This window comes from Acinetobacter sp. ACNIH3 (assembly GCF_002918965.1).
In the GTDB taxonomy this organism is placed as follows: domain Bacteria; phylum Pseudomonadota; class Gammaproteobacteria; order Pseudomonadales; family Moraxellaceae; genus Acinetobacter; species Acinetobacter schindleri.
Genome location: NZ_PQLP01000005.1, coordinates 107,629 through 118,995, shown reverse-complemented (window position 1 = coordinate 118,995; position 11,367 = coordinate 107,629). Strand labels below are relative to the sequence as shown.

Annotated in this window: 10 protein-coding genes; 7 read left to right on the top strand and 3 right to left on the bottom strand. The window is 42.9% G+C overall.

Annotated features, from left to right (window positions below):
* Positions 1-116 precede the first annotated feature (116 nt).
* Together C3420_RS04500 and C3420_RS04495 are read left to right on the top strand one after the other, a co-directional pair.
* Positions 117-1,088 carry an aliphatic sulfonate ABC transporter substrate-binding protein gene (locus tag C3420_RS04500; RefSeq protein WP_103799699.1) on the top strand — a complete coding sequence of 324 codons (972 nt, stop codon included), beginning with the start codon at positions 117-119 and terminating at the stop codon, positions 1,086-1,088.
* Positions 1,088-1,915: an ABC transporter permease gene (locus C3420_RS04495; protein WP_103799700.1), complete on the top strand. Its 828-nt coding sequence runs from the start codon at positions 1,088-1,090 to the stop codon at positions 1,913-1,915. The genes C3420_RS04500 and C3420_RS04495 overlap by 1 nt, the downstream gene beginning before the upstream one ends.
* 56 nt (positions 1,916-1,971) lie before the next feature.
* On the opposite strand, the gene prmC is transcribed toward C3420_RS04495, so the two are convergent.
* Both prmC and prfA read right to left on the bottom strand, forming a co-directional pair.
* Entirely contained in the window at positions 1,972-2,790 is an 819-nt protein-coding gene (gene prmC, locus C3420_RS04490; RefSeq protein ID WP_103799701.1) for a peptide chain release factor N(5)-glutamine methyltransferase, read from the bottom strand.
* The gene (prfA, locus tag C3420_RS04485) at positions 2,790-3,878 is read right to left on the bottom strand and encodes a peptide chain release factor 1 (protein WP_076753704.1); all 1,089 of its coding nucleotides are present in this window, start codon (positions 3,876-3,878) and stop codon (positions 2,790-2,792) included. Before prfA ends, prmC begins: the two co-directional genes overlap by 1 nt.
* A 342-nt stretch (positions 3,879-4,220) precedes the next feature.
* Between prfA and C3420_RS04480 the strand changes: the two genes are divergently transcribed.
* From C3420_RS04480 to C3420_RS04465, 4 genes are all read left to right on the top strand, one after another.
* Entirely contained in the window at positions 4,221-4,649 is a 429-nt protein-coding gene (locus C3420_RS04480) for a glycine zipper domain-containing protein (protein WP_004892936.1), read from the top strand.
* A gap of 245 nt (positions 4,650-4,894) precedes the next feature.
* Entirely contained in the window at positions 4,895-5,359 is a 465-nt protein-coding gene (locus tag C3420_RS04475) for a hypothetical protein (RefSeq protein ID WP_004815715.1), read from the top strand.
* A 169-nt stretch (positions 5,360-5,528) separates the two neighbouring features.
* Positions 5,529-6,533 carry an LLM class flavin-dependent oxidoreductase gene (locus C3420_RS04470; protein ID WP_103799702.1) on the top strand — a complete coding sequence of 335 codons (1,005 nt, stop codon included), beginning with the start codon at positions 5,529-5,531 and terminating at the stop codon, positions 6,531-6,533.
* Between the two features lie 420 nt (positions 6,534-6,953).
* Positions 6,954-7,508, top strand: coding sequence for a hypothetical protein (locus C3420_RS04465; protein ID WP_048881265.1), 555 nt, complete (start codon positions 6,954-6,956; stop codon positions 7,506-7,508).
* 260 nt (positions 7,509-7,768) lie between these two features.
* Here C3420_RS04465 and C3420_RS04460 read toward each other — a convergent pair whose 3' ends face one another.
* On the bottom strand, positions 7,769-8,605 hold the full coding sequence (locus C3420_RS04460; RefSeq protein ID WP_004815709.1) for a pyruvate, water dikinase regulatory protein: 837 nt from the start codon (positions 8,603-8,605) through the stop codon (positions 7,769-7,771).
* Positions 8,606-8,759: 154 nt separating this feature from the next.
* Here C3420_RS04460 and ppsA point away from each other — a divergent pair, with 154 nt between their 5' ends.
* A complete protein-coding gene (gene ppsA, locus C3420_RS04455; protein WP_103799703.1) occupies positions 8,760-11,132 on the top strand; it encodes a phosphoenolpyruvate synthase in 2,373 nt (790 codons plus the stop codon).
* Positions 11,133-11,367 lie beyond the last annotated feature (235 nt).

Genomic DNA, 11,367 nt, shown 5'->3' with positions numbered 1-11,367 from the left:
ATTTACACCTTTATATTTTATTTGTTGATTTGATTATCTGTTTTTCTTTTTTGTCTGTTTATTCATTTACCGCTATTTATGTCGAAAATTTCCTAAATAATAAATTAGAGCTCCTCATGAAAAAAACTTTAGCAACAACAAAATTAGGCTTAATTACTATTTCTATCTCTCTAGTGAGCGGGTTGACAGTCGCGGCAATTCCAAGCGAATTAAAACTGGATTATGCTTATTATGCACCTACCAACTTGGTCGTTAAGGAGCAAAAACTACTGGAAAAAGCACTGCCTAAAACCAAAATTAAATGGGTATTTAGCCAAGGCAGTAATCGCTCGCTTGAATATCTGAACAGTGGTAGTACAGATTTTGCTTCAACCGCAGGTTTGGCGGCAGTACTTAGCCGTGCCAATGGTAGCCCAATCAAAACGGTTTATGTTCAAAGCCAGCCTGAATGGACTGCGTTGGTCGTTAACAAAGATTCCAATATCAAATCTCTCAAGGATTTAAAAGGCAAGAAAATTGCTGCCACCAAAGGCACCGATCCATTTCTGTTTACGCTACAGGCTTTAGATACCGTCGGCTTGGGTAAACGTGATGTTGAGCTAGTACACCTGCAACACCCAGATGGAAAAATAGCTTTAGAGCGTAAACAGGTCGATGCTTGGGCGGGTCTTGATCCGTTGATGGCTTCTGCGCAGGTGCAGTCGGGTGCGAAATTGCTGTATCGCAATGTCGGCTTTAACTCATATAGTGTACTCAGTATTAAAGAAAACTTCGCCAAGCAAAGTCCTGAAGCCGTTGATGCAGTCATTAAAGTCTATGAACAGGCGCGTAAATGGGCCAAAGCCAATCCGGATAAGCTGGCTGAACTGTTAGCTCGTGAAGCCAAACTGCCAATTGAAGTGGCGAAATTACAGCTAAGCCGTACTAATCTGGATCAAAACATTCCAACAGCAAAACATATTGCTGCATTACAAAAAGCAGGTTCTATTCTGACTGAAGAAGATTTGGTACGTAAAGGCACCAATGTCAATCAGGTCGTAACTCAACTCTTTGATAGCAAATATGCGCAAAAGGTTGTTAAGAAGTAATGTCTGCACCAAACACTATCTCCGAACAACTTGTGAAGGAAGATCAACCTAAATCTGTTGCCCTTCCCCGTGGTATTCGTCTGTTGAAAGGGATCACCATTCCGGTGATCCTGATCTTGTCATGTGAAATTATAGTTCGCAATGGTGTAATTGAGCCTTATTTACTGCCTGCACCCAGCAGTTTATGGCAGTCTCTGACCGAACTGGCTGAAGGTGATCTATGGCAGCATCTCTGGGCAAGTAGCTGGCGTGTCTTTTTAGGCTTTGGTATTGGTAGTGGCTTGGGCTTAGTTTTTGCGATCTTAGTCGGGTTAAATCGTCATGCCGAAGACTTCCTGGAACCAACATTTTCTGCAATCAAATCTATTCCGAGTTTGGCCTGGATTCCACTTTTGTTACTATGGTTAGGCATTGATGAAGGTTCCAAGATTACCTTGATTGCAATTGGTGCCTTCTTCCCTACTTATACCAATACCGTTGCTGCAATTCAGGGCGTGGATCGCAAGCTGATTGAAGTGGCCAGAGTCTACCGGCTAAAATATTGGCAACAGATTCAGCAGATTGTGTTACCTGCGGCATCGCCGGGAATTCTCACAGGTTTAAGAAACAGCTTAAGCTTGTCCTGGATGTTTATGATTGCAGCAGAACTGATTGCAGCGACTCAAGGAATTGGCTATTTACTCAGTGATGGCCGGGAGACCTCTCGACCGGATATTGTAATTATTGCCATTATTCTACTGGCAGTGTTGGGTAAGATTACTGACAGTATTATGAAGTTGTTTGAACATCGTCTGCTGCGCTGGCGCGATGTCATCAAAAAATCCTGAAACTAAAAAAGCGACCTTGAAGGTCGCTTTTTTTATTAAAAACAAAATTTGGAAAATCAATGTGGCCACTGAGCCAAGGTCACTCGGTCATTACCGCCATAATCTTTAACAGTACGCACCTGCTTATAACCTGCTTGGGTAAATAGATGACGAACTGCATCCCCCTGATCATAACCATGTTCAAGTACTATCCAACCATTCACGGTCAGGTGTTTTTTGCCTTGAGCAATGATCTGTTCTAAATCAGCCAAACCGTTATTGTCTGCTACTAAAGCACGTTTTGGTTCAGTCGCCAGATTCTGCATATGCTCATCGGCTACATCAATATACGGTGGATTAGAAACAATCACATCAAAGAACTGACGACCCAATGGCTTGAACCATGAACCCAATACAAACTGTACCTGCGATAAGTCGTGCTGTTCAGCATTGAACTTGGCCACCTCTAAAGTCGGTTCATAAATATCAGTTGCAGTCACAGACCACGCTGGACGTTCCGAAGCCAAGGATAAGGCAATCGCGCCAGTACCTGTCCCCAAATCTACCACACGGGCATCTTCAGGCAAGTCCAGCTTAAGTACAGTTTCAACCAGTACTTCTGTATCGGGACGTGGCACCAAAGTGTCTTTGGTGACTTTCAGATCCAGTGTCCAGAATGGTTGTGAACCAGTCACATAAGCCAATGGCTCACCTGCAGCAATACGCGCCAGAGCATCAACATAAGCCTGTTCCTGTTCAGGCGTCAGTTCCTGATCCTTTTTCATCACCAGATCAAAAGAATCAATCTTGGTAATATGTTCCAGCAACCAGGCATTTTCCTGACGCTCATAGCTTTCTGGTTCACCACGTAAAGCCAGCGCTTGTAAAATATTCATTATCCACCATTCTGCTGTGCGAGCATGGCAAGCTGATCCGCCTGATATTCACGGTGCAGACTATCGAGCAATTCAGTCAAATCACCTTCCATCACGGCATCCAGCTTGTATAAAGTCAAGTTAATACGGTGATCGGTCATACGGCCTTGTGGATAGTTATAAGTCCGGATACGTTCTGAACGGTCACCCGAACCCACCAGGTCACGACGCATTTCAGAAGTTGCCGCGTCTGCAGCTGCACGTTTGGCATTTTCCAGACGTGACACCAGAAGCGCCATCGCTTTAGCCTTGTTCTTATGCTGTGAACGCTCATCCTGACATTCCACCACAGTCCCCGTTGGAATGTGGGTAATACGTACCGCAGAGTCGGTTTTGTTAATGTGCTGACCACCGGCACCTGATGCACGATAAGTATCAATACGCAAGTCCGCCGGGTTAATGTCGACTGAAGTATCCACATCAACCTCAGGAAGAATCGCGACTGTACATGCTGAAGTATGTACACGGCCTTGGGATTCTGTTGCTGGGACACGTTGTACACGGTGTGCGCCACTTTCGAATTTCAGACGACCATAGACGCCTTCACCATTGACCAGGCAGATCACTTCTTTATAACCGCCGTGTTCACCTTCATTTTCAGACAGGATTTCGATACGCCAGCCCTGACTCTCTGCATATTTACTATACATACGGAACAAGTCACCCGAGAAGATCGCTGCTTCGTCACCACCGGTTCCGGCACGGATTTCCAGATAAGCCGAGTTCGCATCATTCGGATCTTTCGGAATCATCAAAATGTTCAGATCCGCTTCCAGCTGTTCGATCAGGGCTTTATTTTCCTTGATCTCTTCCTGAGCCATTTCTTTAAAGTCAGGATCGCTCAGCATGGCTTGAGCAGTCTCGATATCTTCTTCAGCCTGTTTATACTTGGTCCATACTTCAGTAATTTCGGTCAGATCATTGTGCTCGCGGGAAAGCTGGCGAAAGCGTTTATTATCTGAAATGACTTCGGCATCTGCCAATAAGGCAGTGAGTTCTTCGTGACGGTCGGAGAGCTGGTCTAATCGTAAACGTAACGATTCTTTCATTTTTTAAAGTATCTCAAACAAAGGCTATAGCTAAATAAAGGTCTTAGCACAGCGAAATCAAAAATTGCGCCTAGTTTAACGATTCTCAGGCATAAAGAACATCTTTATTCAGTACAAGCTTTCTGCGGCTAAAGCATCCAGATAAGCATCTCTCTTAAGATCCAAATTAATGCTAATGCCTCTTTTTTAATCAATTTAATCCGCATTCTTTACTTATTTTACAAACTCGCAAATAAAGCATCTAAATATGGAGATCTTTCTTCACAATGTAATGACGATTTTTTGTTACATTTTCTGCCATCGAAACACAATATAATCCGATCACGGATATGGAGTTCCAGCATGAAACTGAGCGCAGTTTTATTAAGTACCGCTTTAGCCGCAGGGTCAATGATGACCGTTAATGCTCATGCCGACAGCACTGCTCGTGTTGCTGCTGCAAGTGCATTAGGTAGTGTGGCTGGTACAGCTTTGGGTAAAAACATGGGGGGCAACACAGGTGCAACAATTGGTGCAGCACTTGGCGGTGCTGGTGGTGCAGCTGTAGCAAGTAACAAGAAGAACCGTACTGAATCTGCCATTGGTGGCGCTTTAGGTGGCGGTGCAGGTTATACTGTAGGTAAAAGCATGGGTGGCTCTAACGGTGGTTACATCGGTTCTGCGTTAGGTGCAGCAGGTGGTGCAGCTTTAGGTAATAAAATTGCCAAAGACAAAACAGCAGACCGTCGAGCTGAAAAACGTGCGAAACACTGGAAAAAGCGCTACCGTTAATTCAGTACTTATAGTCTCTCAATCGCATCTTACATTTGACGTAAAAAGCACCTTCGGGTGCTTTTTTAATTGCTTCTAAATGAGTCTAACTAATTGTAATACTTGAAAAATATTGTTTAGTAATTATGAATAAATTAAGGAGAGAAAAAACACATTTCGTCTACAGACTCTCCATGCTATTTCGCTCTTGCTAGATTAAATTTAACTCATAGACAAATACAGCCATATATATAAAAGGTGTACTCATGAACTACAAATCTCTAATGATCGCGGTTGTTGCTACCTCAGCTATGGGCATGGGTATGACAGCAGCGAATGCGGGTAATACAACGAATACTGCTCTTGCTTCTGCACTTGGTGGCGTAGTTGGTGCTGCAGTAGGTAATAGAGTTGGTGGCACAACTGGTGCAACAATCGGTTCTGCAATCGGTGGTGGTGCAGGTGCAGCCATTTCAGCGAATAAACGTGACCGCAACGGTGCCATTATCGGTGGCGCTCTGGGTGGCGGTGCAGGTTATGCCGTAGGTAAAAATATGGGTGGTAACAATGGTGGCCTGATTGGTGCAGCATTGGGTTCTGCGGGTGGTTCTGCTCTTGGCAAGAAAGTAAGTGAAGACCGTCGTTATGATGACCGCTATGACCGCCGTTATAATTCCTCACGTAATTACCGTTATAACGACTATCGGTATAACAACCGTGGCCGTCGTTAAGCGTTCAATACAAAGCTTAATCTCTTTTACAACCTTCCCTCTTTTAAGCATCTTCGGATGCTTATTTTTTTGCCTATACATTTCGTTTACACTTATATCGTTTTTTTTCGATATAAAAATCCGGTTGAACATCGTATGCTCTTAGTCATGTCAAATAAAGAGTAATATTATGCGTACGCTTAACGATACTCAGTTCTCCATTCTTGAACTGGTTCCTGTTCGTGACGATAAAACCATTCAATTCTCCCTGCAACATGCTCTGGAACTGGCACAAACTGCAGAAAAGCTGGGTTACCGCCGCATGTGGTTAGCCGAGCATCATAATATGGATGGTATTGCCAGTTCAGCAACTGCTGTCCTGCTTGGCTATTTACTGGCAAATACTAAAACCTTAACTTTAGGCTCAGGTGGCATCATGTTGCCGAATCATGCACCTTTAGTCGTAGCTGAGCAGTTTGGTACTTTAGCGACTTTATATCCTGAGCGCGTTGAACTTGGTCTGGGACGTGCACCCGGCACCGATCAGATGACTATGCGTGCTTTGCGTCGCGGTCATCAGGAAACTGAAGACCAGTTCCCTCAAGATGTACTAGAAATTTTGCAGTACTTTAAAGATCCGATTCCGGGCCAACGCATTGTAGCTACTCCGGGTCAAAGTACTCATGTTCCGGTTTGGCTGCTTGGTTCTAGCCTGTTTAGTGCTCAGTTGGCAGCGAAACTTGGCCTGCCGTATTCCTTTGCTTCGCATTTTGCCCCACGTATGCTGGGCCAGGCTATTCAGTTATATCGTGAAAACTTTGAACCGTCTGAATACCTGGATCGTCCTTATGTTTCTATGGGCGTACCGACCTGTGTCGCAGATACGGATGAAGAAGCTCAATATCTGGCAACCAGCGCCTATCAGCGTGTACTTTCCCTGATTCGTGGCCAAAGCCTGAAACTGAAAGCACCTATTGATTCAATGGAAGGACTCTGGTCACCACCTGAAAAAATGTCCGTTGATAATTTCTTTGCCATGGCTCAGGTCGGTTCCAAGGAAACAGTCAAGGCAGGACTGGAAGCACTTTTAGCCAAATATGATGTAGATGAGTTTATTTTTACTTGTGACATCTATGACACTGACAAACGTCTATATAACTTCGATTTGTTAATGCAGGCTAAGCAGGGCTTATAAAATTTCCCTTTCATAAATGCCTTTTAATAAACCGCTGATAGTCAGCGGTTTGTTTTTTTAGGAGGTAATCCATTGATTTATTAAATTCAATCTGCATTCAAATAAAAAACTAACAATTATACGTGCAGGATAAAAACATCAACCATTATATTAATAAACCGACTGCAACCTTTGTTGCAGCAAGTTGGACACTTTAATTATTGATGCCATCACTTACGGTATTAAACTGTATGAACACAACCTTTAAAAAGCTCAAGAAAAATTACGTCAATATAATTCCGAAAATCCATAACTGAAGTGGATTTTAAAATGTCGAATTATTGATGACTCGAGATTCCATGAAAGTGACTTTACGCCCTTGCCGATATTGTCTATATCTATCACAACAGAATAAAAATTAAATAATTACAGGATATCAATATGGGCGTTAAGCAGGATACAGGTGCCGGTATTTTTCAAAACAACCCTGAACACTTTAAAAGCTTTAATGGGACTAAAGTCGACTCTGCCGCCCTTAAGGATATGGATTTTCAGGATCTAAATGTGGCAGTAATTGGGCTTGATCAGTTTAGTGTGAGTCATCTTGACCGTATTTGCCAGCAAGCGGCATCTGTTAAAGTCTTTCAGATTGAACCGCAATTTGTGATGCCGAGTACCAGCCGCACGCTTCAACGCGTATTGAATCATCCACTGATCAGCAAAAATAAAAATCTCATTAGTAACCGGATTAAAGGGTTATTGTCTTTACGCTTTTTAGAACAACAGGTCAAAAATCCCTGGCTAAGACGCCAGCTCATGCCTAATCTGGCAGCCTCTAATCGTCATTACTTTAAGTCAGATAGCTTCTATATCGCCCTGCAACGTGAAAACTGCCAGCTTATTACCTGGCCAATTTTGAAAATTTCTGATCATGCAATTCATTGCATACATGGTGAAAATTATCCGGTTGAGGTCATTATTCAAACCTTTAAATAAAAATCTATTTATTTTTTTTTGATATATATTCCATAAAAAATACTAAAAAAGAATAAAGCCCTAAATTTTATTGATCGATTTTTATACAATTTTAGCATCTAAATACGTTTATTTTTTCCTATGAGGTATTTCGTAGCGAAATAGTACTGATTGATATCAACTATCTTATCATCGTTAATTCCTATCATTAATTATTTTAATATATAAATTTTGATAACCAATGGAGTCAAAAACCAGCTTTGACTCCATGAACTAGGACTTTATCCAATACGACGTTTTAAACCAGTCATTTGCAGTACACGTGTCGAGATTTCTTCAATCGACATCTCGGACACATTCAGATATTTAATGCCTTCAGAAATGTAAATTCCTTCAATCGCACGCAGTTCCATCTGGCACTGACTAAAGCTGGCATAACGGCTATTTGCCTTACGTTCAGTACGGATTGCCACAAGGCGATCAGCATCAATCATAAGGCCGAAAAGCTTGTTTTTATGCGGGCGCAGCACAGCTGGCAGACGGTTATCATCCAGATCTTCTTCAGTCAGTGGGTAGTTTGCAACACGAATTCCAAACTGTAGAGAAAGATAAATCGAAGTCGGTGTTTTACCAGAACGTGATACCCCAATCAGGATCAGATCGGCCTTGTCATAATGACGAGTACGCGCGCCATCATCATTATCCAGAGCAAAATGTACAGCATCAATACGCGCTTTATAGGAAGCAGAGTCGGTTACCGCATGAGTTTGTCCTACCAGCGTCGTTGGATCTGTACCTAGCTCTTCGGATAGTTTACTAATAAGCCCTTCAAATACATCAAGATTTACTGCATTAGCCGTATTAATAATATCACGCACATATGGGTCCACCAAAGTATCAAAAACCAGTGGTTTCTGTCCTTCCTCGTGGGCACGTGCATTGATCTCGGCTACGACATTGGTCGCAGCTTCTTCAGAGCTTATATAGGGAATGATATGTATATCAAAATCGACATGAGGGAACTGTGCCAAAAGTGAGTGTCCCAGCGTCTCTGCGGTGATCGCAGTACCATCAGAAATGAAGAAAACACTACGCTTTATCTGTTTACCTTCCGACATTAAAATTCTCCTCAAACATTTGTCTTCGTACTATATAATCTTTATAGTAAACCGATCTTACATGACTGTCGCTTAGTAAAATCATCCACCTAGGTGATTTGCTATACTCTCATGCCAAGATAATGATTAATACTGCAAAAGTGGAGTAACAACTTTGGAAGCGCGCGTAATTGGTCTGGAAAAATTAGGGAAACACGATGTTGAGCTTGTTGGTGGGAAAAACTCATCTTTGGGCGAAATGATCAGCCACCTAGCAAACGCTGGTGTATCTGTACCAGGTGGTTTTGCAACAACTGCTGGTGCATATCGTGAATTTCTCGAGCAAAGCGGCCTAAACGCTAAAATCAATGCAGAGCTTGCTAGCCTAAACGTTGATGATGTAAACGCTCTTGCTGAAACTGGCGCTAAAATTCGCCAATGGATTGTAGAGACTCCGCTTACTGCAGCATTAGAACAAGAAGTTCGTGCAGCATTTGACGCACTTTCTAACGGCAACCCTGACATCGCGGTTGCCGTTCGTTCATCTGCAACTGCAGAAGACTTACCAGACGCGTCTTTTGCTGGTCAGCAAGAAACTTTCTTGAACATCCGTGGCATCGACAATGTATTGATCGCGATCAAAGAAGTTTTCGCATCTTTATACAATGACCGCGCAATCTCTTACCGTGTACACCAAAACTTTGCCCATGACGTGGTTGCCCTTTCTGCTGGCGTACAACGTATGGTTCGCTCTGAAACTGGCGCAGCTGGTGTAATGTTCACACTGGATACTGAATCAGGCTTCCGTGATGCAGTATTCATCACCGCTTCTTACGGTCTGGGTGAAATGGTTGTACAGGGCGCAGTTAACCCTGACGAGTTCTATATCTCTAAACCACTTCTAATTGCTGGTAAGCACGCGATCCTTCGTCGTAATCTGGGTTCTAAACACCAGAAAATGATTTATGGTGAAGAAGGCGCTGCTGGTAAATCAGTAGTTGTGGTAGATGTTGAAAAAGCTGAACGTCAACAGTTCGCTTTAAATGACCAGGAACTTCAAGAACTAGCTAAACAAGCACTGATCATTGAAAAACACTACGGTGCGCCAATGGACATCGAGTGGGCAAAAGACGGTGATGACGGCAAACTGTACATCGTTCAGGCGCGTCCTGAAACTGTAAAAAGCCGTGAAAACGTTGGTACGATGGAACGTTACCTGTTGAAACAGAAAGGTACGGTAGTATGTGAAGGCCGTTCAATCGGTCAACGTATCGGTTCTGGTAAAGTCCGCATCGTAACGTCGATCAAAGAAATGGACAAAGTACAAGACGGTGACGTACTTGTATCTGACATGACTGACCCGGACTGGGAACCGGTGATGAAACGTGCTGCTGCAATTGTGACCAACCGTGGTGGTCGTACTTGTCACGCTGCAATCATTGCACGTGAACTGGGTGTTCCAGCAATCGTTGGTTGTGGTAATGCAACTGAAGTACTGGTAGACGGTCAGGAAGTGACTGTATCTTGTGCTGAAGGTGATACTGGTTTCATCTACGAAGGCGCGCTTGATTTTGAAGTTCAAACGAACTCGATCGAATCTATGCCTGAACTTCCATTCAAAGTCATGATGAACGTAGGTAACCCGGATCGTGCATTTGACTTCGCACAAATTCCGAACGAAGGTATTGGTCTTGCTCGTCTTGAGTTCATCATTAACCGCATGATCGGTGTACATCCTAAAGCATTGCTGAACATTGACAGTCTACCTCGTGAAACGCGTGCTGCTGTGATGGCGCGTACTGCGGGTTATGCATCTCCAATCGAGTTCTATGTGGAAAAACTGGTTGAAGGTATTTCTACCCTTGCTGCTGCATTCGCTGACAAGCCAGTGATCGTACGTATGTCTGACTTCAAGTCAAACGAATATGCGAACCTGATCGGTGGCAAGTTGTATGAACCAGAAGAAGAAAACCCGATGCTGGGCTTCCGTGGTGCAAGCCGCTACGTTTCTGACAACTTCCGTGACTGCTTCGAACTTGAATGCCGTGCACTGAAAAAAGTTCGTGACGAAATGGGTTTGACCAACGTACAAATCATGATTCCTTTCGTACGTACTGTAAACGAAGCGAAACGTGTCATTGAGCTACTGGCATTAAATGGCCTGAAACGTGGTGAAAATGGTCTAAAAGTTATCATGATGTGTGAATTGCCAACTAACGCGCTGTTAGCTGATCAGTTCCTTGAACACTTCGATGGCTTCTCTATCGGTTCTAACGACTTGACTCAGTTAACACTAGGTCTAGACCGTGATTCTGGTATCGTATCTCACCTGTTCGATGAACGTGACGCTGCTGTAAAAGTCCTTCTTTCTATGGCGATCCAGGCTTGCCGTAAAGCAGGTAAATATGTAGGTATCTGTGGTCAAGGTCCTTCAGATCACCCAGATCTTGCAAAATGGTTAATGGAACAAGGTATTGAATCTGTATCTCTAAACCCGGACTCAGTATTGGATACCTGGTTCTTCCTTGCTGATCAAGAAGCTAAATAAGCTGAAATTCAGTAAATAAAAAAGACCCTCAAATGAGGGTCTTTTTTATTTCAGTAATAAATTTTACATGAATTTAAGATATTAGATTTAACTAATCATCCCTTTGATATTTATCAGCAGAAAATTCTTCGTCATTACATTAAAATTACAGTTTTTAAACCATCAATCTTGGATACTTTATTTTTTGTAGATGGCTAAAAATTTGGATTTTTTTAGTTTCCTAAATCAAATTCGT